Here is a 26,650-nt window from a genome sequence, read left to right as displayed (position 1 = left end):
TCAGTCCTCCTGGTGGTGGGTCAGGGTGTCACCGGCGACCTCGGCGAGGCGAGCGGCCAGGATCGGTCCGATCTGGGCCAGTGAGCCGGCTTCGGTCATCCGGTTGTGCCGGGTGGTGATCTCGTGCGATTCGATCCGGCCCGCGATGTACGGGCGCCAGGTCGCGGGCCCGGCGTCGTCCCCGTCGCGGTCGATCGTCGAGTTGAACAGCAGCAGGTCGCCGTCGAACCCGACGGGGACGAAGTCGACCGCCAGCCTCGCATTGTTGATCATGATGTGGACGATGACCTCGATCTGCTGCTCCGTCAGGCCCTGCAGCGCGCTGCCCCGCCGGTTCAGGACCTCGGCGACCTCGGCGTAGGTCAGCTCCCGGTCACCCAGCTCGTCCGGGTCGACGTCGAGCACACCGACGAGCACGTCCCGCTCGGTGGGCACGGGCATCTCCTCGAACTGCACGTCCTTCACCGGATAGGCGTCGAGGATGGCCAGCAGCGCGGTCCGCTCGCCGCGCGCCTGCAGCTCACAGGCGACCGCGTGGGCGATCAGCCCGCCGGCCGACCAGCCGAGCAGCAGGTACGGGCCCTCGGGCTGGATCTTGCGGATCTGGTCGGCGTAGTCGGCCGCCATCTCCTCGAAGGACGCCGGCAGGGGTTCGGGCCGGCCCAGGCCGCGCGCCTGGATCGCGTAGACCGGGTGCTGGGGACCGATGTGGTTCAGGAGCCCGCTGTACGACCAGCTGATGCCGCCGCCGGGGTGGATGCAGAACAGCGGCGTGCCGGTCCCGGTCGAACGCAGCGGCAGCACCACGTCCAACGCGTCGGCGGGGTCGTCCATGACCAGGCGCTCGGTGAGACCGGCCACGGTCGGCGCCTCGAACAGCATGCGCAGGCCGAGCTCCAGGCCGAGGGTCTCGCGGACGCGGGAGGCCAGGCGGGCGGCCAGCAGCGAGTGCCCGCCCAGATCGAAGAAGTTGTCGTCGATGTGCACCTGTTCCCGGCCGAGAACCTCGGCGAAGAGGCCGCACAGCAGCTGCTCCCGAGGCGTCCGGGGGCCGCGTCCGGTGCCCGGCGCCCCGTACTCGGGGGCGGGCAGGGCGGCCCGGTCCAGCTTGCCGTTGGCGGTCAACGGCAGCGTGTCCAGGGTGACGAACGCCGACGGCACCATGTAGTCGGGCAGATCACGGCGCAGTCGCCCGGAGAGCTCGCCCGCCTCGGGCGCGCCCTCGGGGGCGGGCACCAAGTAGGCCACCAGCCGCTTGTCGCCGGGCCGGTCCTCGCGGGCGACGACGGCCGCCTGGGCGACGCCCGGGCAGCTCGCGAGGATCGCCTCGATCTCGCCGGGCTCGATCCGCAGGCCGCGGAGCTTGACCTGGTGGTCGGTCCGTCCGGCGAACTCCAGTGTGCCCTCGGCCGGCCACCACGCCAGGTCGCCGGTGCGGTACATCCGGCTCCCGGGCGGCCCGTACGGGTCGGCGGTGAAGCGTTCCGCGGTCAGACCGGGTCGGCCGAGGTAGCCGCGGGCCACGCCCGTCCCCGCGAGGTACAGGTCGCCGACCAGGCCGGTGGGCACCGGCCGCAGGCGGTCGTCGAGGACGTAGGCGCGCATGTTCGCCATCGGCCCGCCGATCGGCACGGTCGCGGCGTTCTCGGGGAGGCTGTGCACCGGGTGGCGGGTGGCCAGGGTCGTGGCCTCGGTGGGCCCGTAGCCGTTGACCACCTCGGTGCCGGGGCAGGCCTCCAGCACCCGGGCGACGGCGGCCGGGGAGACCACGTCACCGCCGGTCCACACCTCGCGGACCCCCGTGAGCAGGGCCGGTCGTTCCTCGGCGACCAGGCGGAACAGGCCGGCCGTCAGCCACAGTCCGGTCACGCCGTGGATGCTGATCGTGTGCTGGAGCAGGTCGAGGTCGAGCCGCTCGGGCGGTGCGACCACGACCCGGCCACCGCCCAGCAGCGGCACCCACAGCTCGTAGGTCGAGAGGTCGAAGGCGGTCGGGGAGTGCATCAGCACCCGCTCGTGTCCGCCGCCGTGGTACTCGGGGGTGAGCGCGAGACCCACCACGTCGCGGTGGGTGACGGCCACGCCCTTGGGCCGGCCGGTCGAGCCGGAGGTGTACATCACGTACGCCAACTGCCGCTGGTCGCAGCGTACTTCGACGTCGGACGAGTCGGGCTCGCCCTCGATCAACGCGGTCAGCACGTCCTCGGTGAGCACCAGGGCGGCCCCGGCCTCCTGGAGGATCAGGTCGATCCGGGACTGCGGGAAGCGCGAGTCGAGGGGCGTGTAGGCGCCGCCCGCCTTGATGATCGCCAGGAGCGCCACGACGAGGTCCGCCGAGCGGTCCAGCAGCACCGCGACCGGTGTCTCCGGTCGTACGCCTTGGCGGATCAGTGCCCGCGCGAGGCGGTTGGACCGCTGGTCGAGTTCCCTGTAGGTCAGCTCGGTGGCGCCCGCCACGACGGCCACCGCGTCCGGGGTGGCGCGCACCTGGCGGGCGAACAGCTCCGGCAGCGCGGCCTCGGGCAGCTCGACCGCGGCGCCGGTGGACCGGGACAGCAGCCGTCGGCGTTCCTCGCCCGACATGATGTCGATCCGGCTGATCGGCCGGCCGGGGTCGGCGACCGCCGCGCGCAGCAGCCGCGCCCAGCGCTCGAACAGCAGCTCCACGGTGGCCGGGTCGAACAGGTCGGTGGCGTACTCCACCGCGCCGACCAGGCCGTCGGGGTCGCCGTCCGGGCGGAACTGCTCGGCCAGACTGAACGTCAGGTCGACCCGCGAGGTCCCGGTCGACGCCTCCAGGTAACCGGTCTCCAGGCCCGGCAGGGCGAACTCGCCCACCGGCGCGTTCTGCAGGGCCAGCATGATCTGGAACAGCGGGTGGTGCGACAGCGAACGGGCCGGGTTGACCACCTCGACCAGGTACTCGAACGGCACGTCCTGGTGGTCGTAGGCGGCGAGCGCCTTCTGCCGCACCCGGCCGAGCAGTTCGGCGAAGCCGGGATCGCCACTCGTGTCGGTGCGCAGCACCAGGGTGTTGACGAAGAAGCCGACGAGGTCGTCCAGCGCCTGGTCGGTACGGCCGGCGATCGGGCTGCCCACGGGGATGTCCGTACCGGCGCCGAGCCGGGTGAGCAGCGCGGCGAGGCCGGCCTGGAGCACCATGAACATGCTGGCGCCGCGCTCGGCGGCCAGGTCCCGCAGTGCCTGGTGCAGTTCGGGGTCCAGCCGGACCACGACCCGGCTGCCCCGCTGGGAGGCCACCGGCGGCCGGGGCCGGTCGGCGGGCAGCTGCACCTGCTGCGGAATGCCCGCCAGTTCGTCCTTCCAGTAGGCCAGTTGCCGGGCGAACAGGCTGTCCGGGTCGGCGGTGTCGCCGAGCAGGTCGCGTTGCCAGCAGGTGTAGTCGGCGTACTGCACCGGCAGCGGTGCCATCCGCGGTTCCTCGCCACGGCAGCGCGCCGTGTAGGCGGCCGCGAGGTCGCCGGAGAGCGGCCCCATCGACCAGCCGTCGGCGGCGATGTGGTGCACCACGACCAGCAGCACGTGCCGGTCGGGGGCGAGCGCGTACAGCTCCGCCCGGACCGGCGGCTCCGCCGCCAGGTCGAAGCCTCGCCGGGCCGTCTGCGCCAGCCGCCCGGCCAGCCGGCTCTCGTCGAGCTCGACCACCGGCAGCTCCGGGTGTGCCTGTGAGGCGCTCAGCACGACCTGGTACGGCACACCGTCCGTCTCGCGGAAGACCGTCCGCAGGCTCTCGTGCCGGGCGGTCACGTCCGCGAGCGCGGCGTGCAGGGCCGGGCGGTCGAGCTCGCCGGTCAGACTCAGCGCGAGCGGCATGTTGTAGGTGGCGCTCGGCCCGTCCATCCGGTGCAGGAACCACAGGCGGCGTTGGGCGAAGGACAGCGGGACCTTCCCCCAGCCTTCGGCCGGGGGTGCCCCCATGGGTCGCGGCCGGGCGGTCAGCGTGGGCCGGGCCGTGCCGGAGCCGTCGAGGCAGGCAGCCAGTCCGGCCACGGTCGGCGTCTCGAACAGCGTCCGGACCTCGAGCTCCGCGCCGAGGGTCGCCCGGACGCGGGAGGCCAGGCGGGTCGCCAGCAGTGAGTGTCCGCCCAGGTCGAAGAAGCTGTCCTCGACACCGACCTGGGCCAGGCCGAGCACCTCGGCGAACAGCTCGGCCAGGAGCTGTTCCTGCGGGGTCCGCGGCGCCCGCCCGGCTCCGGCCGGGCCCGGGTCGGGCGCGGGCAGCGCGCGGCGGTCGAGCTTGCCGCTGGCCGTCAGCGGCAACGTCTCCAGCGCCACGAACGCCGACGGGATCAGGTAGTCGGGCAGCCGCCCGCGCAGCCATTCGCGGAGTTCGCCGATGAGGGCGCCGGTGCCCCGGCTGCCGGTCGGGCGGTTGGTCAGCGACGACAGCGGCGTGCCGGCGGTCCGGGCCGACCGGTACGGCTCGACCGGGGAGCCGTGATGCGCCCACGGGGCGGCGAAGACGACGTCCAAGGCGTCGGCCGCGGTGGCCGACCAGGTGACGCCCACCCAGCGGTCGAACTCCAGCCCGATGGCCCGGAAGTCCTCCGGGTCGGGGAGTTCGCTCTCCTCCGGGCCGTGCAGCCGCTCCAGCAGTTCGGCGAGCGAGCTCTCGCCGTTCTGCAGTGCCCGGGAAAGGGCGGCCTCGCGCAGCACCCGACGGTTCGGTACTCCGGTGATCCGCAGCACGTCGGCAGGCGGCTGGGCGAGGAGTTCGCGCAGCTCGGCCAGTCCCGCGAGCCGGTGTCCCCACTCCAACTCGACCGTCCGGCCCGGGGCCGCCGGAACGACCGGGGCCTTGTGCAGCGTCACGTCGTAGCGGTAGCGGGTCAGTTCGTTGTGGTGACGGCCGCACTTGACCTCCACGGCCACCGCGCCGATGTCCGTGCCGTGCTCCCGCAGGACGGTGAAGAAGTCCGGGTCGACCAGGAGTTCCTTCTCCACCCTGACGGCCTGCTCCACCGCGCGGCGCACCGCCGCGAGGTCACCGTCGGCACCGGTGCGGTGCAGCTGGACCGCGGTGGCCAGCGGGCGCAGCAGCCGCAGGTTGCGGACATCGCCGACGAAGAGCGTGCCGCCGGGGGCGAGCAGCCGCATCAGCTTCCCGATCACGTCCGCGAGGTAGTCGGCGGACGGGAAGTACTGCACCACCGAGTTGATCACGACGGTGTCGAACCACCCGGCCGGCAGGCCCTCGGTGTCGTGCGCCGGGCGGGTCTGCAGCACGACACGCTCGGCCAGGTCGTCCTGTCGGGCGACCTGCGCGGTCAGCGCGTCGACCGCGGTGGCGGAGAAGTCCGTCGCCCAGTAGGTCTCGCAGTGCGGTGCGATCTGCGAGAGCAGCAGTCCAGTGCCGACGCCGACCTCCAGCACCCGGCGGGGGCGCAGGGCCAGGATGCGGGCCACGGTGGCGTCCCGCCACTGACGCATCTGCTCGACGGGGATCGGGCTCGCGTCGTAACTGCTGTTCCAGCCGACGAAGTTCTGACCGAAGCCGGCTTCCTCGGGGGTGATGGGCAGGGCGTCGTAGATGTCCTGCCACTCGCCCACGTGGTCCGCTTCCAGGCCACTGTCTCGGACCTCGCCCTGGTGCGGGACGACGTAGCCGACGAGCCGGTCGTCCTGGGCGAGGACAGCAGCCCGGGCGACGGCGGGGTGCTCGGCCAGGGCCGCCTCGACCTCGCCCGGCTCGACCCGGAAGCCGCGCACCTTCACCTGGTCGTCGGCACGGCCGACGTACTCCAACTCGCCGTCGTTGCGCCAGCGCACCAGGTCTCCGGTGCGGTACATGCGCTCACCGGACCCGAACGGGCAGGCGACGAACCGTCCGGCCGTCAGGCCCGGCCGGTTCAGGTACCCGCGCGCCAGTCCCGCACCCGCGACGTACAGCTCCCCCGCCACCCCCGGCGGCACCGGCCGCAGCCGCTCGTCCAGCACGTACACCCGGGTGTTGGCGATCGGACGGCCGATCGGCGGGACGCCTGTCCCCGGGGACAGCGGGGCGCTCATGGTCGCGCACACCGTGGTCTCGGTCGGACCGTACGCGTTGATCATCCGGCGCCCGCGCGCCCAGCGGTCCACCAGTTCCGGCAGGCACGCCTCACCCGCCACCACCAGCGTCGGCACCTGCACCGAGCCCTCCGGCACGGCGGCGAGGACGGACGGCGGCACGGTCACGTGGGTGACGGCGAGGTCCCGGTCGGTCAGCGCGGCGACCGGGTCCGCCGTCGGGGGCAGCACCAGGGCCGCGCCGCGCAGCAGGGCGGTGTAGATCTCCGACACCGAGGCGTCGAAGCTGGGCGAGGCGAACTGGAGCACCCGGCTGTCGGGTTCGATCGCGAACCGCTCGATCTGTGCGGCGACCAGGCTCGCGACGCCGCCGTGACCGACCACGACGCCCTTGGGGCGGCCGGTCGACCCCGAGGTGTAGATCACGTAGGCCGGGTGCCGGACGTCGAGCGCGACCACGGGATCGGTGTCCGGCCAGGCGGGCACCTCGGTCACCAGCGCCGGGTCGTCGACCATCAGTGCCGGCCGGGCGTCGTCCAGCATGTACGCGATCCGCGCCGGGGGGTACGCCGGATCCACGGGCAGGTACGCGGCCCCGGCCTTCAGTACGCCCAGGACGGCCACCACGGACTCCACCGAGCGCGGCAGGGCCACGGCCACGGTCCGCTCCGGGCCGACGCCCCGGGCGATCAGCGCGTGCGCGAACCGGTTCGCCCGGGCGTTGAGTTGACGGTACGTCAACTCGGTGTCGCCGCACACCAGCGCGAGGGCGTCCGGGGTCGCCGCGACCTGTGCCGCGAACGCCTGCGGCACCGGGACGGCCGCCACCTCGCGGGCGGTCGCGTTGCCCTGTTCCAGCAAACGGTGCCGCTCGTCGGCGTCGAGGAGCTCGATCCGTCCGATCGACCGGTCCGGGTCGGCGGTGACCGCCTCCAGCAGGCGCGTCCAGCGCCCGGCGAGCGCCGCGACCGTCGAGCGGTCGAACAGGTCGGTGGCGTACTCCACCGCGCCGACGATCCCCGCCGGGCTGCCGTCCGGACCGAACTGTTCGACGAGACTCACACCGAGGTCGAACTTGGCGGTCCCGGTGGCCACCGCGTAGGTGGCGACGTCCAGACCGGGCAGGGAGAACCGGCCCATCGGAGCGTTCTGCACCGCCAGGATGGTCTGGAACAGCGGGTGGTGCGACAGCGATCGGGACGGATTCAACGCCTCCACCAGGTGCTCGAAGGGCACGTCCTGGTGCGCGTACGCCGACAGCGCCGTCTCCCGCACCCGCCCCAGCAGCTCGGCGAAACTCGGATCACCGCTCGTGTCGGTCCGCAGCACCAGCGTGTTCACGAAGAACCCGACCAGCTCGTCCAGCGCCTCGTCGGTACGCCCCGCGATCGGAGACCCGATCGGGATGTCCGTGCCCGCACCCAGCCGCGTGTACAGCGCGGCGAGCGCGGCCTGCAGCACCATGAACAGGCTCGCGCCCGACTTTCGGGCCAACTCCACCAGGGCTGAGTGCAGTTCGGGGCTCAGCTCCAGGCCGACGTGGTCCCCGCGCCAGCCGGCGCCGGCCGGCCTCGGCCGGTCGGCGGGCAGTTGGAGCAGCTCCGGCAGGTCGGACAGCTGACGCTTCCAGTAGTCGAGCTGCTCGGCGAACCGGCTCTGAGGGTCGGCGGCGTCGCCGAGCAGGTCGCGCTGCCACAGCGTGTAGTCCGCGTACTGCACCGGCAGGACCGGCCACTGCGGCGCGCGCCCCTCGCACCGGGCGGCGTACGCCTCGGCCAGGTCGCGGGCCAGCGGGCCGGTGGACCAGCCGTCCCCGGCGATGTGGTGCATCACCAGCAGCAGCACGTGCTCGTCCGGCGCGAGGACGAACAGCTCCGCCCGCAGTGGCGCTTCGGCCTCCAGGTCGAAGGGCTGTCGTGCGAACTCGGCGAGCTGCTCGAACAGTTCGGCCTCCGACACCTCGGTCAGCCGCGCCCGGGGCCGGGCCTCTGCCGGGTCGAGGACGAGCTGGCAGGGTACGCCGTCGACCTCCGGGAAGACCGTCCGCAGGCTCTCGTGCCGGGCCACCACGTCGGCCAGCGCCTCGTCCAGCGCCGCATGGTCGAGCGTCCCGGTCAGCCGGAGCGCCAGCGGGATGTGGTAGGTCGCGGCGGTGCCGTCCATGCGGTGCAGGAACCAGAGTCGGCGCTGAGCGAAGGACAGCGGCACCGCCTCCGGCCGCTCGTGCGTGGTCAGCGCCGGGCGGGCGTGGCCGGCCCCGCCCAGCGCCTCGGCCAGGCCGGCCACGGTGGGCGCCTGGAACAGCGCGCGCAGCGCCACCTCCACTCCGAGCACCGAGCGCACCCGCGCGGCCAGCCGGGTGGCGAGCAGGGAGTGCCCGCCCAGGTCGAAGAAGCCGTCGTCGACCCCGACCCGCGGCACGCCCAGCACCTCGGCGAACAGCTCGCACAGGATCTGCTCCTGCGGCGTGCGCGGCGCCCGCCCGGCCTCGGCCGAGCCGCGATCGGGCGCGGGCAGCGCCGCCCGGTCCAGCTTCCCGTTCGGCGTCAGCGGCAGCATGTCCAGCACCACGAAGACAGCCGGTACCAGGTAGTCGGGCAGCCTGCCACGCAGGTACGCCGCCAGCTCCGCCGGACGTACGACCGTGCCGGGACGGGCCGCGACGTAGCCGATGAGCCGGTCGTCCCGGGCGAGCACGGCGGCCTGGGCGACGGCGGGGTGCTCGGCCAGCGCCGCCTCGACCTCGCCGGGCTCGATGCGGAAGCCGCGCACCTTCACCTGGTCGTCGGCGCGGCCGACGTACTCCAGCTCGCCTCCCCCAGCCTCCGGCCGGGGGGACCCCCAGGTCCGGCGGCGCACCACGTCCCCGGTGCGGTACATGCGCTCACCGGCCCCGAACGGGCAGGCGACGAACCGCCCGGCCGTCAGCCCGGGCCGGTTCAGGTATCCGCGCGCCAGGCCGGGGCCGGCGACGTACAACTCCCCCGCCACCCCCGGCGGCACGATGCGCAGCCGCTCGTCGAGGACGTACGCCCGGAAGCCCGCGACCGATCGGCCGATCGGCGGTACACCGCGCCCCGGGGACAGCGGGTCGCTCATGGTCGCGCACACCGTCGTCTCCGTCGGACCGTACGCGTTGATCATCCGCCGACCCGGCGCCCACCGGGCCACCAGCTCCGACGTGCAGGCCTCACCGGCCACCACCAGGGTGGTGGCCGTGAGGTCGGAGCTCTCCAGCGCGGCCAGCGCCGAGGGCGGAAGCGTCACGTGGGTGACGTCGAGCCGGCGGTCCGTCAGGGCCTCCAGCGGGGCCTCGGACGGGGCCAGGACGAGGGCGGCACCGGTGAGCAGGGCGCCGCACAGGTCCCAGAACGACGCGTCGAAGCTGGGCGAGGCGAACTGGAGCACCCGGCTGCCCGGCGCCACGCCGAGCCGGTCGACCTGCGCCGCCACCAGGCCCGACACGCCGGTGTGGCTCACCATGACGCCCTTGGGGCGGCCGGTCGAGCCCGATGTGTAGATCACGTAGGCCGGGTGCCGGGCGTCCACCACGACATCCGGATCGGTCTCCGGCCGACCGGAAGCCTCGGTCACCAGTGCCGGATCGTCGACCACCACGGCCGGCCGCGCGTCGTCCAGCATGAACGCGATCCGTGCCTGGGGGTACGACGGATCCACCGGCAGGTACGCGGCCCCGGCCTTCAGCACGCCCAGGACCGCCACCACCGACTCCACCGACCGCGGCAACGCCACCGCCACGACCTGCTCCGGACCGACGCCCCGGGCGATCAGCGCGTGCGCGAACCGGTTCGCCCTAACGTCGAGTTGACGGTACGTCATCTCGACATCACCGCAGATGAGCGCGACCGCGTCCGGCGTCGCCGTCACCTGCGCCGCGAACAGCTCCGGCAGGCTCCCCCCTGCCGCCCCGTCCTGGACAACGGGCAGCAGCTCACGGCGCTCCTCGGCGGACAGCAGGTCGATCCCACCGATCGGCCGGTCGGGCGCGGCGGCGACCGCGGCCAGCAGCCTGGTCCACCGGGCGACCAGGGCCTCGACCGTCGAACGGTCGAACAGGTCGGTGCTGTACTCGACCGCACCGCCGATCCCGGCCGGCGCGCCGTCGGGCCCGTGCTCCTCCGCGAACCCGAAGGTCAGGTCGAGCCGCGCGGTCCCGGTGAGCACGGTCACCCCGGAGACCTGGAAACCCGGCAGCTCGAAGTCGCCGCCCGGCGCGTTCTGCACGACAAGACCGGTCTGGAACAGCGGGTGGTGCGACAGCGATCGGGACGGGTTCAGCGCCTCCACCAGGTGCTCGAAGGGCACGTCCTGGTGCGCGTACGCCGACAGCGCCGTCTCCCGCACCCGGCCCAGCAGCTCGGCGAAACTCGGATCACCGCTCGTGTCGGTGCGCAGCACCAGCGTGTTGATGAAGAACCCGACCAGCTCGTCCAGCGCCTCGTCGGTACGCCCCGCGATCGGAGACCCGATCGGGATGTCCGTGCCCGCACCCAGCCGCGTGTACAGCGCGGCGAGCGCGGCCTGCAGCACCATGAACAGGGTGGCACCCGACTTTCGGGCCAACTCCACCAGTGCCGCGTGCAGTTCGGCGTCGATCCGGAGTTCCAGCAGGTCGCCGCCGTACGACATGGTGGCCGGGCGCGGTCGGTCGGCAGGCAGCTGCAGCTGCTCGGGCAGCCCGGCCAGCGCCTCGGTCCAGTAGGTGACCTGGCGGGCGAACACGCTTTCCGTGTCGTGCTCGTCGCCGAGGATCTCGTGCTGCCACAGGGTGTAGTCGCCGTAGGTGACCGGCAGCGGCGGCCATGCGGGAGCCCCACCGCCCTGCCGGGTGGTGTAGGCGGTGGCCAGGTCACGGGCCAGCGGGCCCATGGACCAGCCGTCCCCGACGATGTGGTGCATCACCAGCAGCAGCACGTGCTCGTCCGGCGCGAGCGCGAACAGCTCCGCCCGCAGCGGTACTTCCGAGGTCAGGTCGAACGCCCGTACCGCCGCCTCGCGCAGCAGGGCGGGCACCTCCGCCTCGCCGGCCGCGCGTACGGTCAGCGGGACGGCGGCCTCGCCGGCGTCCAGCACCCGCTGGTACGGGACTCCGGCGGTGTGCGGGAAGACCGTGCGCAGGGTCTCGTGCCGGGCCACCACGTCCGCGAGCGCGGCGCTCAGCGCGGCCCGGTCGAGGTCGCCGGACAGCCGCAGGGCGAGCGGCATGTGGTAGGTCGCGCTCGGCGCCCCGAACTGCTGGAGGAACCAGAGCCGGCGCTGGGCGAACGACAGCGGCATCGGATCGCGGCGGGGCCGGGGTACCAGGGCCTGCCGCGCGGTGCCGGCGTCGTGCAGCCCGGCCGCGAGCCCGGCGGGTGTCGGCGCCCGGAACAGGCCGCGCAGTTCCAGCTCGACCCCAAGGGTCGCCCGGACCCGCGCGGCCAGCCGGGTGGCGAGCAGGGAGTGCCCGCCCAGGTCGAAGAAGCCGTCGTCGACCCCGACCCGCGGCACGCCCAGCACCTCGGCGAACAGCTCGCACAGGATCTGCTCCTGCGGCGTGCGCGGCGCCCGCCCGGCCTCGGCCGAGCCGCGATCGGGCGCGGGCAGCGCCGCCCGGTCCAGCTTCCCGTTCGGCGTCAGCGGCAGCGCGTCGAGCAGTACGAACGCGGACGGAACCATGTAGTCCGGCAGCCGCTCGCGCAGATACGGCGACAGCGTCGCCGGGGTAGTCCCGGCCCCGGCCGACGGGACGACGTACGCGACGATCCGGTCCTCCCGGGCGAGCACCGCGACCTGGGCGACACCCGGGTGCGCGGCCAGCTCGGCCTCGATCTCGCCCGGCTCGACCCGGAACCCGCGGATCTTCACCTGGTGGTCCACCCGGCCCGCGAACTCCAGCTCGCCGTGGGCCTGCCAGCGGACCAGGTCACCGGTGCGGTACATCAGCGCGCCGACCGGACCGTACGGGTTGGCGACGAATCGCGTGGCGGTGAGCCCGGGCCGGTTCAGGTAGCCGCGGGCGAGTCCCGCCCCGGCGAGGTACAGCTCACCCAGCACGCCGGGGGCGACCGGTCGCAGCGCCGAATCCAGCACGTATGCCTGGCAGTTGGCGATCGGCCGGCCGATCGGTACCGGCAGCGGGCAGTCGACGGGGTCGGCTGGCAGCGGGTAGGCGGTGATCACATGGGTCTCGGCGGGCCCGTAGTGGTTGTGCAGTTCCCGGCCCGGCCGGCAGGTCTGGAAGCGGCGCACGGCACCGCCGAGGCGCATCGCCTCACCGGCCTGGGCGACCAGCCGCAGGCCGGGCAGTTCCAGCCCGGCCTCCTCGGCGGCCTCGGCCAGCGCCTCGACCACCAGGTTGGGCGCGAACAGCTCCTCGACCCCGTGCCGGTCCAGCCAGCGGGCGAACAGCTCGGCGCTGCGGCGCTGCTCCTCGGTCGGCACCACGAGGGTCTTGCCGTACAGCAGCGCGGAGAGCGTCTCCTGCACCGAGACGTCGAAGCTGATCGCGGTGAACTGCGCGGTTCGCGTGCCGGGTTCGCCGCCGACGGCCTTGTGGTGCCACGCCAGCAGGTTCAGCAGCCCGGCGGCGGGCATCACCACGGCCTTGGGCCTGCCGGTGGAGCCCGAGGTGTAGATGACGTAGGCCGGGTGCCGCGGGTCCACGGCGACGGCCGGATCGTGCTCCGGCAGGTCCCCGTCCGGTGTGACGGCCGCGAGGTCGTCGAGCACCACGGCAGGCCGGGCGTCGTCCAGCATGTACGCGATGCGGGCGGCCGGATAGTCCGGATCGACCGGCAGGTACGCCGCACCCGTCTTGAGGACCGCGAGGACGGCGACCACCAGCTCGGTCGACCTCGGCAGCCGCAGGGCGACGACCTGCTCCGGCCCCACCCCGCGCGCGATCAGCGCGTGCGCCAGGCGGTTGGCCCTTCGGTTCAGCTCCCGGTAGGTCAGCACGGTGTCCTCGAACACCACCGCCGGAGCCTCCGGGGTCGCCCGGACCTGCGCCTCGAACAGAGCGGGCAGGCCGGCATCGGGAGCCGGGCAGGCGGTGTCGTTGCGTACGACCAGCAGTTCGTGCCGTTCCTCGGCGGTGAGGACGTCGATCCGGCTCAGCGGCCGGTCCGGCTCGGCGACCACCGACGCCAGCAGACGCAGCCACCGGGCGACCAGTGCCTCCACCGTGGCGGGGTCGAAGAGGTCGGTGCTGTACTCGACCCGCCCGACGATGCCCTCGGCCGGCCCGCCGGTGCCGTCGCGCTCCAGCAGGTGGAAGCCGAGGTCGAACATCGCCGTCGGCGTCCGCACCAGGACGATCTCGGCGGCCAGACCGTCCAGCGCGAACTCGGTGCGGGGCACGTTCTGCAGCGCGAGGAGCACCTGGAACAGCGGCTGACGGGCGAGCGACCGGGACGGGTTGAGGGCCTCGACGACGTGCTCGAACGGCAGGTCCTGGTGTGCGTACGCGGCCAGCGCGCCCTCGCGGACCCGGCCGAGGAGCTCGGCGAAGGTCGGGTCGCCACCGGTGTCCGTGCGGAGCACCAGGGTGTTGACGAAGAATCCGACGAGGTCGTCCAGGGCCTCGTCGGTCCGGCCCGCGATCAGGCTGCCGACCGGGATGTCCGTTCCCGCGCCGAGCTTGTCCAGCAGCGATGCCAGGGCGGCCTGCAGCACCATGTACACGCTGGCGCCGTGCTCCCGGCCCAGCCGGATCAGCCCGGCGTGCAGTTCGGCGTCCAGTTCGATCGCGAGGTGGCCGCCGGCGTAGGAGGGGGCCGCGGGGCGAGGGCGGTCGGCGGGAAGCCGGATCTGCTCCGGCAGGTTGGCCAACTGCTCGGTCCAGTAGGCCTGTTGGCGGGCGAAGAGGCTGTCCTGGTCGGCCGGGTCGCCGAGCAGCTCGTGCTGCCACAGGGTGTAGTCGGCGTACTGGACCGGCAGCGGCGCCCACCGCGGCTCCTCGCCCTGGCGGCGTGCCGCGTACGCGGTGGCCAGGTCGGCGGCCAGCGGGCCCAGCGACCAGCCGTCACCGACGATGTGGTGCATCACCAGGAGCAGCACGTGCTCGTCCGCCGAAACCTCGAACACCTCGGCGCGCAGCGGCGGTTCGGCCGCGAGGTCGAATCCGCGCGCCGCGGCCCCCGCCAGCAGTTCCGGCAGGTCCGTCTCGTCGGCCGTGGTGACCGACAGCCTCGGGCACGCCTCTGCGGTGGCTAGCACCTGCTGGTGGGGCACTCCGTCCACGGCCGGGAAGACCGTGCGCAGGGATTCGTGCCGGTCGACGACGTCGCCCAGCGCCGCCTCCAGGGCCGCCAGGTCCAGTGGCCCCGAGAGCCGCCACGCGAGCGGCATGTTGTAGACCGAGTCGGCGCCCTCCATCTGGCGCAGGAACCACAGCCTCCGCTGAGCGGACGACAGCGGCACCATCCCCCAGCCTTCGGCCGGGGGTGCCCCCACGGGCCTCTCCGCCCGCCCCAGGGCGAGCCGGGCCCGGTCCGCGCCGCCCAGCCCGGCGGCCAGGCCGGCCACCGTCGGGGTCTGGAACAAGGTGCGCAGTGCCAGTTCCACGCCCAGGGTCGTACGGACCCGGGCCACCAACCGGGTGGCCAGCAGGGAGTGCCCGCCGAGGTCGAAGAAGTCGTCGTCGACACCGACCTGAGGCAGGCCCAGCACCTCTGCGAACAGCCCTGCCAGCACGTGTTCCTGAGGAGTGTGCGGGGCCCGGCCGACCCGCGACGCCGCGTACTCCGGCTCGGGCAGGGCGCGCCGGTCGAGCTTGCCGCTGGCGTTCAGCGGCAGCACGTCGAGGGCGACGAACGCGGCCGGCACCATGTAGTCGGGCAGCCGCTCGCGCAGGTGCGCCCGCAGGTCTTCCGGCCGAAGCTCCGCCCCGGTGGCGGGCACCAGGTAGGCGACCAGGCGGGTGTCCCCCGCCCGGTCCTGCCGGACGGTCACGGCGGCCTGCGCGACCTGCGGGTGTTCCGCCAGTGCCGCCTCGATCTCGCCGAGCTCGATCCGGAATCCCCGGAGCTTGACCTGGTCGTCGATGCGGCCGAGGAACTCCAGGTTCCCGTCCGACCCCCACCGCACCAGGTCACCGCTGCGGTACATCCGCGAACCGCCGGGACCGAACGGGTCCGCCACGAACCGTCCCGCGGTCAGGCCCGGCCGGTTCAGGTAGCCGCGCGCCAGCCCCGCACCGGCGATGTACAGCTCACCCGGCACGCCCGCGGGCACCGGCTGCAACGCGGCATCGAGCACGTGCAACCGGACGCCCCCGACCGGCCGGCCGATCACCGGACGCGGGCTCGACTCCAGCGGCGCGATGACCGAGTTCACCGTGCACTCGGACGGCCCGTAGAAGTTCAGGCAGGACACCCCGTCGGCCACCCGCAGCCGCTCCCACAGCTGCTCCGGGACTGCCTCCCCGCCCGCCGCGACCATCGCGGGACGCCACCGAGGATCGTCCAGCAGACCCTGCTTGACCAGCACCTGCAGGTACGAGGGGGTGGCGCCGACATAGTCCAGCCCGCAACGCGCGGCGTACTCGACGAAGGCGTCCGGGTCGGCCCAGGTCGAGTCGTCCAGGACGTGCAGCTCATGGCCCGCAAACAGGCCGAACAGCTGGTCCCAGGATGCGTCGAACGACACCGACGCGGTCAGTCCCACCCGCAGTCGGCCCTTGGGACGCTCCGCGAACAGCAGTGGACGCTGATGAGCGAACAGGTTGAGCAGGCCGCCGTGCGTCGTCACCACGGCCTTGGGCTTTCCGGTGGAACCGGAGGTGTAGATGGCACAGACCGGGTGGCTCCGATCAATGGCCACCGCGGGGTCCGTCGCCGGGCAGCCCGCCACCAGCGCGGCCGTCTCCGGGGCGTCGGCCACCAGCCACCCGGCGGGACCGGTCTTCGGCAGCCGGTCCCGAGTACGGTCGTCGGTCACCACCAGGACCGGTCGGGTGTCGTCGAGCATGTACGCGATCCGCGCGGCCGGGTACTCCGGATCGACCGGAACGTACGCGGCGCCGGTCTTCAACACCGCGAGGATCGTCACCACCAGTTGGGCCGAGCGCGGCAGCGCCACCGCCACCAGCCGCTCCGGCCCCGCACCCCGCGCGACCAGAGCGTGCGCCAGCCGGTTCGCCCGCGCGTCCAACTCCGCGTAGGTCAGCGATGCTTCCGGCCCCACCAGCGCGACGGCGTCCGGAGTCGCACGCACCTGAGCCCGGAAGAGCTCCGGCAGGCTCTCGGTGAATGCCTGGGCCGCCGGGCCGGTACCCAGCGCCGTCAGCTCACCGTGCTCCTCGGCGGTGAGCAGGCCGAACCGGCTGAGCCTCCGCTGCGGGTCGGCGACCACGGCGCGGAGCAGCCGCTCCCACCGCTCGATCATCGTCTCGACGGTGGCCGGGTCGTACAGGTCGCCGGTGTACTCGACGGACCCGTCGATCCCCTCCGGGGAGCCGTCCTGCGCGTGCCGCTCGGACACGGTGAAGATCAGGTCGAGCTTGGCGGTGGTCGACGTCGACGGCATGTCGCCGACGCGCAGCCCGGACGGCGCGAAGTCGGCCCGGGGCGCGTTCTGCAGCACCAGCATGACCTGGAACAGCGGGTGGTGCGCCAGCGACCGGACCGGGTTGAGGGCCTCGACCAGGTACTCGAACGGAAGGTCCTGGTGCGCGTACCCGGCCAGCGCGGTCTCCCGGACCCGGCCCAGCAGTTCGGCGAACGTCGGATCGCCCGAGGTGTCGGTACGGAACACCAGGGTGTTGACGAAGTAGCCGACCAGCTCGTCCTGCGCCTGGTCGGTACGGCCTGCGACCGGGCTGCCGACCGGGATGTCGTCGCCCGCGCCGAGCTTGCTCAGCAGCACTGCAAGACCGGCCTGAAGCACCATGAACAGACTGGTGCCGTGGGCGCGGGCGAGTTCGCGCAGCCCGCGGTGCAGCTCGGCGTCCAGCCCGGCACGCACGGAACCGCCCCGGTGCGAGGCGACCGCCGGGCGGGGCCGGTCGCCGGGCAGCTGGAGCTGCTCGGGCAGACCGGCCAGCTGCCGGGTCCAGTAGGCCGCCTGGCGGGCGAACAGACTGTCCCCGTCGGCCGCGTCGCCGAGCAGCTCGTGCTGCCACAGGGTGTAGTCGGCGTACTGGACCGGCAGCTCCTCCCACTGCGGCTCCTCGCCGCGACAGCGCGCCACGTAGGCGGTGGTCAGACCCTGCGCGAGCGGGCCCAGCGACCAGCCGTCACCCGCGATGTGGTGGAGGACCACCTGGAACACGTGCTCGTCCGCCGCCAGCTCGAACAGCCCGGCACGCAGGGGCACATCGACCGCCAGGTCGAACCGACGGGCCTTCGCTTCCGCCATGCCGTTCGGCAGCTCGGACTCAGTGGTCCGGCTGACGAGCAGCCGCGGGCGGGATGCCTCGACGTCCAGCACCCGCTGGTACGGCACTCCGTCGACCGCCGGGAAGACGGTGCGCAGGCTCTCGTGCCGCTCGACCACATCCGCCACGGCGGACTCCAGGGCCCGCCGGTCCAGATCCCCGGACAGCCGCCAGGCCAGCGAGATGTGGTAGTTCGCGCCGGCGCCCTCCAGCTGGTGCAGGAACCACAGCCGCCGCTGCGCGAACGACAGCGGGATCGCCTCGGGGCGCTCGCGCCGTGCCAGGGCGGCCTGCGCCGGTCCGGCCGCCACCAGGGCGGCGGCCAGGCCGGCCGGGGTCGGCGCCTCGAACAGGGTGCGCAGCGGCATTTCCACGCCGAGCGTCGCGCGGATCCGGGCGGCCAGGCGGGTGGCCAGCAGCGAGTGCCCGCCCAGATCGAAGAAACCGTCCTCGACGCCGGCCGACGCCACGCCCAGGACCTCGGCGAACAGCTCGCAGAGGACCTGCTCCTGCGGGGTGCGCGGCGCGCGGACGGTGGCCGCCGGGGCGAGGTGGGGGGCGGGCAGGGCTCGGTGGTCCAGCTTGCCGTTGGCGGTCAGCGGCAGCGCGTTCAGCACGACGAACGCCGACGGCACCATGTGCTCCGGCAACCGCTCGCGCAGGTACCCACGCAGGTCGGCCGGACTCGGTACGGTACCCCCGGTCTGCACCAGGTACGCGACCAGCCGGGTGTCGTCGGCCCGGTCCTGCCGGGCCAGGACGGCGACCTGGGCGATGCCGGGGTGCGCGGCCAGCGCCGCCTCGATCTCGCCGAGCTCGATCCGGAAACCGCGCACCTTCACCTGCTGGTCGGCCCGGCCGACGTAGTGCAGGCTGTTGTCCGCCGCGCGGCGCACCACGTCGCCACTGCGGTACATTCGCGATCCCGGCGGTCCGAACGGGTCGGCCACGAAGCGCCTGGCGGTCAGGCCGGGCCGGTTCAGGTAGCCGCGCGCCAGTCCGGCGCCCGCGACGTACAGCTCGCCGGGCACGCCTGGGGCCACCGGCCGCAGGTGGGCGTCCAGCACGTACGTCCGCAGGTCCGGAATGGCCACGCCGATCTCGCCGCCGGCGGTTCCGGACCGGTCGAGCGCCGCGTACGTGACGTGCACCGTGGTCTCGGTGATGCCGTACATGTTGACCAGCAGTGGCGCGCCGTCCGGGTGCCGCTCGTACCAGCTCGCCAGCCGGGCGTGCTCCAGCGCCTCACCGCCGAACACCACCGTGCGCAGCGTGAGCGGGCGGCCGGTCTCCGGTGCCTCCGCGTCCGCCTGCATCAGCTGGTAGAACGCGGACGGCGTCTGGTTGAGCACGGTCACCCGCTCGCGGGCGAGGAGCTCCAGGAAGCGGCCGGGCGAGCGGCTGGTCTCGTGGTCCACGACCACCAGACGGCCGCCGTACAGCAGCGGGCCCCACAGCTCCCACACCGAGAAGTCGAAGGCGTAGGAGTGGAAGAGCGTCCAGACGTCCTCGGCGGAGAAGCCGAACAGCTTCTCGGTCGTGCCGAACAGCCGCACCACGTTCCGGTGCGTGACCACCACGCCCTTGGGGTTGCCGGTGGACCCGGATGTGTAGATGACGTAGGCGGGGTGGCCCGGGTCGAGGGAGACCTCCGGGTCGGTGTCCGGCAGGCCGTCCAGGTCGGCGGTGTCCAGCAGCAGCCGGTCCACCGGGTCCGCGCCCGGCAGGTCGCCGGTCCGGCTCGTGGTCACGAGGAGCGAGGGCCGGGCGTCCTGGAGCAGGTAGGCGATCCGGGCGGCCGGGTACTGCGGGTCCACCGGCAGGTAGGCGCCGCCCGCCTTCAGCACGGCGAGCACCGCCACGACCTGCGCCGCCGAGCGCGGCAGGGCCAGCGCCACGCGCTGCTCCGGCCCCACCCCCCGGTCGATCAGGGCATGCGCGAGCCGGTTCGCGCGGGCGTTCAACTCGCCGTACGTCAGGGTGACTTCGCCGTCCATGAGGGCGACGGCGGCCGGGTTCGCCCGTACCCGTCGCTCGAACAGCGCGGTCAGGCTGCTCTCCGACGGCCCCTCGCTCCGGTCGGTACGCGCCGGGAGCAGCGCGCGGAGCTCGTCGGCGGACAGCACGTCCACCTGGCCGATCCGTCGGCCTGGGTCGGCGACGACGGCGCGCAGCAGCCGCAGCCACCGCTCGACGATCCCGGTCACGGTGACTTCGTCGAACAGGTCGGTGCTGTACTCCACCACGCCCGACAGGCCGTCCTCACCGGGCTGTTCGGCCAGGATGAAGGTCAGGTCGCACTTGGCCGTCCCGGTGTGGACCAGGTCGGTCGCCACCCGCAGCCCGGGCAGGTCGAACGTGCCCAGCGGCGCGTTCTGCAGGGCGAGCATGGTCTGGAACAGCGGGTGGTGCGCCAGCGTCCGGGTCGGGTTGAGCGCCTCCACCAGGTGCTCGAAGGGCACGTCCTGGTGCGCGTACGCGGCCAGCGCGTCGGCCCGCACCCTGCCCAGCAGTTCGGTGAACGACGGGTCGCCGGAGAGGTCGGTGCGCAGCACCAGGGTGTTGACGAAGAAGCCGACCAGGTCGTCCACGGCCTCGTCGGTGCGTCCGGCGATCGGCGTGCCCACGGGTACGTCGGTGCCCGCGCCCAGCTTGCCCAGCAGGGCGGCCAGCCCGGCTTGGAGCACCATGAAGAGGCTGGCCCCGCCGTCCCGGGCGAGCACGCGCAGGCCCTGGTGCAGCCCGGCGTCGATCCGCACCGGCAGGTGGGCGCCCCGGTAGGACATCGCCGCCGGCCGGGGCCGGTCGAACGGCAGCTCGACCTGCTCGGGCAGCTCCGCCAACTTCTCCCGCCAGTAGGAGAGTTGGCTGTTCAGCAGACTGTCCGGGTCCGCGCCGTCGCCCAGCAGTTCCCGCTGCCAGAGGGCGTAGTCGGCGTACTGGACCGGCAGCGGCGACCACTCCGGCTTCGCCCCCTCGGCACGGGCCGCGTAGGCGGTCGTCAGATCCCGCAGGAGCGGCCCCGTCGACCAGCCGTCACCGGCGATGTGGTGCACCACCAGCAGCAGCACGTGCTCCTCGGCGCCGAGCCGGAACAGTTCGGCGCGCAGCGGCGGCTCCTCGGAGAGCTCGAAGCCGTGCCGGGCCGCCTCCGCCAGCCGCTCCGGCAGGTCACGCTCGCCCCCTTCGGTCACCCGCAGCCGCGGCCGTGCCGCGCCCGGGTCCAGCACCCGCTGGCAGGGCACGCCGTCGAGCACCGGGAAGACGGTGCGCAGGCTCTCGTGCCGTTCGACCACGTCCGCCAGGGCGGCTTCCAGGGCCCGCTGGTCCAGGTTCCCGGACAGCCGCAGCGCCAGCGGGATGTTGTACGTGGCGCTCGGGCCCTCCATGCGGTGCAGGAACCACAGCCGGCGCTGTGCGAAGGACAGCGGAACCTCCCCCTGGCCTTCGGCCGGGGGTACCCCCACGGGCCGCTCGCACCGCCGCAGGGCCGGCCGCGCCCGGCCCGCGACGTCCACCGCCGCCGCCAGTTCCGCCACCGTCGGCGCGTCGAACAGGTCGCCGAGCCGCAGCTCCACGCCGAGGATCGAGCGGGCCCGGGCGACCAGCCGGGTGGCCAGCAGGGAGTGCCCGCCGAGGTCGAAGAAACTGTCGTCCAGTCCGGGCTCGGACACCCCGAGCACCTCGGCGAACAGCCCGACGAGCAGGTGTTCGGTCGCGGTGCGCGGTGCGCGGCCCGGTGCGGCGGGCTGTTGTTCGGGCGCCGGGAGGGCCCGCCGGTCGAGCTTGCCGTTCGGGGTCAGCGGCAGCGCGTCCAGCAGCACGTACGCGGCCGGCACCAGCTGCCGGGGCAGCCGGTCCCGCAGGTGGTCGCGCAGGGCGGTGTCGGTCACGGTGGCGCCGGGCTCGGGCACCGCGTAGGCGACCAGCCGGGATTCCCCCTCGGTGCGCACCGTCACGGCGGCCCGGGCGACCTGCGGATGCTCGGCGAGGACGGCCTCGATCTCACCAAGCTCGACCCGGAAGCCACGGATCTTGACCTGGTCGTCGGTGCGGCCGAGGAACTCCAGGTTCCCGGCCTCGTCCCAGCGCACCAGGTCCCCGGTGCGGTACATACGCGACCCGCTCGGCCCGAACGGGTCGGCGACGAACCGCCCGGCGGTCAGCCCCGGTCGGCCGAGGTAGCCGCGGGCCAGCCCCGCGCCCGCGATGTACAGCTCACCCGCCGCACCGGTCGGCAGCGGCCGCAGGGCACCGTCGAGCACGTACAGCCGGGCGTTGGTGACGGGCCGGCCGATCACCGGGCGTGCGCTCGAACCCAACTGCGCGACCACCGAGTTGACGGTGCATTCGGACGGCCCGTAGAGGTTGAGGCAGGATGCCCCCTCCGCCGCCCGCAGCCGCTCCCACAGCCGCTCCGGGACGGCCTCGCCGCCCACCGCGACCAGTGCCGGGCGCCACCGCGGGTCACTCAACAGTCCATGGGAGACGAGCACATGGAGATAGGACGGGGTGGCTTCGATGTAGTCCAGTCCGCAACGCGCCGCGTAACCGACGAAGGCGTCGGGGTCGGTCCAGGTCGCGTGCTCCAGGACGTGCAGCTCGTGGCCCCCGAACAGGGCGAGCAACTGGTTCCAGGAGGCGTCGAAGGACACCGAGGTGGTCAGCGCCACCCGCAGCCGCTGCCGCGCCTTCAGCACCGGCGCGAAGTGCACCTGCCGGAGGTCGGCGAGCAGGTCGAGCAGGCCGCCGTGGGTCGGCAGCACGCCCTTGGGCCTGCCGGTGGAACCGGAGGTGTAGATGACGTACGCGGGGTGACCCGGGTCGACGGCCACCATCGGGTCGGCCGCCGGGCAATCCGCCACCAGGGCGGCCGTCTCAGGGGCGTCGAGCACCAGCCGGTCGACAGGACCGCTGTCCGGCAGGCGGTCCCCGCTGCGGGAGTCGGTGATCACCAGCGTCGGCCGCGCGTCGTCGAGCAGGTACGCGATCCGGGCGGCCGGGTACTCGGGGTCGACCGGAACGTACGCCGCGCCGGTCTTCAGCACCGCGAGGATCGCCACCACCAGCTCCGCCGAGCGCGGCAGCGCCACCGCCACCAGCCGCTCCGGCCCCGCACCCCGCGCGATCAGGGCGTGCGCCAGCCGGTTCGCCCGCGCGTCCAGTTCCGCGTAGGTCAGCGAGACGTCGCCGCACACCAGCGCGACCAGCTCCGGAGTCGCCCGGACGTGCTCCCGGAACAGCTCCGGCAGACTCGCGGCCGGGGCCGGCGCCACCGGCCCGGCGCCGAGCACCGCCAGCTCGCGGCGCTCGTCGGCGGTGAGCAGTTCGATCCGCCCCACCGGCTCGTCCGGGTCGCAGTCCGCGACGGCGTCGAACAGGGCGAGCAGCCGCTGCTGGTGCGCGGCGAGGCCGTCGTCGCCGTACGCTTCCGGCGAGCCGTGCAGCCGGAGCAGCGGCGGGTTGCCGTCCCGGTAGTCGAAGACCCAGACGGCGAGGTCGGTGGTCGACCCGGACACGAAGTGGTGCACGGAGGCCGGGTGCCCGGCGAAGCTCGGCCTGGAGTTGAAGGCCATGATGTTGACGATCAGCGGGAACGCCGTCCCGATACTGCCGGGAGCGCCGAGGTCCCGCAGCAGGTCCTCGCTGCGGTAGCGCTCGTGCGCGACGGCCGTCTCGACCTCCCGCGCCGCCTGGGCGACGAGTTCGCGCCACGGCATGTCCGGCCGCACCGTCAGCCGCAGCGGCACCACGTTGGACATCGTGCCCGGCACCGCCGTCAGGTCGCGGTCGGCGCCCCGACGGGCCGTGACGGGCAGGGCGAGCACCACGTCCTGGTTGCCGGTCAGCCGGTGGGCGTAGAGCGCCGTCGCCGCGACCACCAGCCGGGACCACCGGACGCCGGAACGTCCAGCCGCCGCCCGCAGGGCGTCCGGGCGGCGCAGTTCCCGCTCCTCGGCCAGCCGGAGGGCGCGGTGCGGGTCGGTCGCGGAGGCGTCGGTGAGCCGGGTCGGGGCGGGCAGGTCGGCGAAGCGCTCGGTCCAGTAGGCGCGGTCGGCGGCGAAGTCGGTGGAGGCGCGGTAGGCGGCGTCGCTGTCGACCAGGTCCCGCAGCGAGCCGAACGGGCAGGGCGGCACGGCGCCGCCCTCGGCCAGTGCCGAGTACACCTCACCGACCCGCTGTCGGAGCATGGAGCTGCTGATCGCGTCCAGCACCACGTGGTGGTAGTTCAGGTACCAGAGGTACTCCGTCGGCGACGCCTTGATCAGCGCGTGGCCGAACAGCGGGTCACGGGCGAGGTCCAGCGGGCGCAGCAGGTCCCGCTCCATCCATTCCACGGCCGCCGCCCGGGGGTCGGACTCCCCGCTGAGGTCGAGGTGGGCCGGAGCCCAGTCCCAGCTCTCCCGGAGGACCTGGCGCGGGCCCTCACCGTCGTCGACGAAGGTCACGTGAAGGGCGTCGACCTCGCCGACCACCCGGCGCAGCGCGGTCTCGAACAGCTCCCGGTCCACCGGCCCGAGGATCTCCAGGCACTCGCCGACGCGGTAGCCCGGAATCGGCGTCCGGGAGCGCTGCTCGGCAAGCCAGATCTCGCGCTGGGCCGCTGTCAGGGGAAGGGAGGCGCCGTCGAGACGGGGCATGGGGGGATACCTCCGGGAGGGGGACAGACGTGGGGGGAGAGTGGGGGGAGGGCACGCCAGGGAGCACCGGCCGCGGTGACGTCACATGGCAGGCGGCCGGTGGTACGGCTGGTGGGGTCAGGCGACGAGTTCTCCGGCCTGGAGCTGCCAGAGGGACGCGTAGAGTCCGTGCAGGGCGAGGAGTTCGTCGTGGGTGCCCTGCTCGGCCACGACGCCGCCCGTGTCCATGACGTAGATCCGGTCGGCGTGGCGGACCGTGGAGAGCCGGTGGGCGATGATCACCATCGTCCGGTCGGCGGCGAAGACACGGAGCGTGCGCTGGATGGCGGCCTCGGTCTCGTTGTCCACGGCGGAGGTGGCTTCGTCGAGGATCACCACCGGCGCGTCCTTGAGGATCGCGCGCGCCAGCGCGATCCGCTGCCGCTGGCCGCCCGAGAGGGCTGCGCCGCGTTCGCCGATCACCGTGTCGTAGCCGTCCGGCAGCGTCGCGACGAAGGTGTGGACCTCGGCCATCCCGGCCGCCTCGACCACGGCCTCGTCCGAGGCGCCGAAGCTGCCGTAGCGGATGTTGTCGGCGATGGTGCCGTCGAAGAGGAAGGGGTCCTGCGCGACGAACCCGATCGCATGGCGCAGATCCTGCCTCGGCAGGTCGCGGACGTCCCGCCCGTCGAGCAGCACGCTGCCCGACTCCGTTTCCACGAAGCGCATCAGCAGCTTGGCGACGGTCGTCTTGCCGGAGCCGGTGCAACCGACGAGGGCGGTGACCTGCCCGGCGGGAATGGCCAGCGAGAGCCCCTCCAGCACCGGCGGCCGGTCGGGATAGGCGAAGGTCACGTCGTCGAGGACGATCTCGCCGCGCACCTTTTCAACGTCGAGCGCTCCTCCGTCGCCGTCGGCCTCGATGGGGAGGACTTGCAGCCGCCGGACCCGGTCGTAGGCGACGAGCGTGCGCTGGTACTGGTCGACGATGCCGCCGAGCCGGTTCATCCGCAGCAACACCATCTGTGGCAGCCCGATGAGCGGGCTGAACACCTCGAACGGCAGGCTGCCGTCGAGCACCGCCCGGCCGCCGATCAGCAGGGTTCCGGCCATCGAGCTGGTCGTGCAGACCCGGACGATCTCGGCGTGGCGGATCGTGCTCCGGTCGGTCCGCCGACTGCTGTCCTGGACCTCCCCGCTCAGCCGGTCGATGCGCTCGGCCTCGTAATCCTCGGTGCAGAAGCTCTTGACGGTGGCACCGGCCTCCAGCGTGTTCGCCAACTGGCTGTGCAGCCTGGCCCGGTGCTCGCCGGAGACGGCGTAGTCGGCCGCGACTTTGTCCTGGTAGTGGAACGACAGCCAGGCGATGACCGGGATGGGCAGGAACGCGATCCAGGCGATCTGGGGTGCCAGCAACAGGAACAGCGGCACCAGGAGGGCCAGGCTGGTGCCAAGGTGCAGCAGGTCGCCCGCCGAGGTGGCGAAGAAGGTGCCCAGCTGGCGGACGTCGTCGGTGAGCGCGCCGGCGATCCGGGTGGTCCGCTCGCCTTCCAGGTGCCGTAGTTCGAGGTGCTGGACGTGGGCGTACGTCCGGTTGCGCCAGTCGTGCTCGATGTCCTGGCCGAGTTGGCGCCACTGGAGGTTCGAGGCGTACGACAGGATCGCCACGGCGGCACAGGCGGCGGCCGTCAGCCCCGCCAGACCGAAGAGTTGGGCGGACGCGGTGGTCAGGCCGAGGTGGGCCAGTGGCGCTGCCTCACCCTTGATGAGGACCAGTCCGGTCCAGCCGAGGAAGGTACCGAGCGCCATCTCCGAGACCTGGCAGGCGACGGACAGGGCTACGGCCCCGTAGAGACGGCGTCGGTGCGGTCCGACGATCTCCAGCAGGGGATGACGTTCGACGCCTGGCTCGGCCGCTTTCTGGGACGCGTCGACCGTTCCGCACCAGGCTTTCCGGAGGACGGCCGCGGTCAACGCGGCCACCCCGCCCACTGCCACCAACTGCCTGCTCAGCGCCGACCCCTTGATCAGAGCGATCCCGGCCGCGACCCCGCCGCCGACGGCAAGCACCGGTCGCACGACCAGGCCGCGATCCGCCTGCGGGGCCGGTGCGGCGACGGGTCGGGCCGGTGCCGGGCGTCCCGCTCCGGTCGGATCCTCCGCGACCAGGGTGACGGCTCTGCGGACGATCCGGCCGACGTCCGCGGCGCGCAGCCGTGCATCGTGCCGGACGAGCACCCCGCCGGTGACCGGGTTGGCCCGGGCCTCGGTGACCCCGGGAATGCGGCGCAGCGCGGCGGCGAGGAACTCGGCCGTCCGTGGCCGTCCGAGCACCAGCTTGACGTCCCAACGCTGACGGCCCGGAATGACCGAGCGCGGGTTCACGTCCCATTCCGCGGACCGGAATCCGGCTGCGGCACCCAGTAGCGATGACATGCGTACGATCACCTGTTTGCGAAGGTCACGGGTATTCCGTCAACGGGCGCGGCGAATTCGGCGCACGGCGGATCACTGCGACGGAGCGGAAAGTCCGAGAGGGAGGAAGAGGAGCGGCCGAAAGGCCCACGGCCGACCGCCGCGAGGACCCGTCTTCCGAGGTCGTCGGGAAGACACGCCCTGG

2 protein-coding genes are annotated in these 26,650 nt (G+C 73.5%); both read right to left on the bottom strand.

Annotation, left to right across the window (positions count from 1 at the left end; all coding sequences use genetic code 11):
• Entirely contained in the window at positions 1 to 24,051 is a 24,051-nt protein-coding gene (locus ACIQ7M_RS03260) for a non-ribosomal peptide synthase/polyketide synthase (RefSeq protein ID WP_403639090.1), read from the bottom strand.
• 117 nt (positions 24,052 to 24,168) lie between these two features.
• Complete coding sequence (locus ACIQ7M_RS03255) at positions 24,169 to 26,466, bottom strand: ATP-binding cassette domain-containing protein (RefSeq protein WP_403639088.1); 2,298 nt, start codon at positions 26,464 to 26,466, stop codon at positions 24,169 to 24,171.
• Positions 26,467 to 26,650: the final 184 nt, after the last annotated feature.

Source organism: Streptomyces sp. NPDC096324, from assembly GCF_044763015.1.
Classification (GTDB): Bacteria; Actinomycetota; Actinomycetes; order Streptomycetales; family Streptomycetaceae; genus Streptomyces.
The sequence above is the reverse complement of the archived record's forward strand: the minus strand, read 5'-3'. Positions and strand labels throughout refer to the sequence as shown.

What these genes read in the sequence shown, in the direction of transcription:
- ACIQ7M_RS03260 (WP_403639090.1), bottom strand. Translation starts at nt 24,051, where the DNA reads ATGCCCCGTCTCGACGGCGCCTCCCTTCCCCTGACAGCGGCCCAGCGC.
- ACIQ7M_RS03255 (WP_403639088.1), bottom strand. Translation starts at nt 26,466, where the DNA reads ATGTCATCGCTACTGGGTGCCGCAGCCGGATTCCGGTCCGCGGAATGG.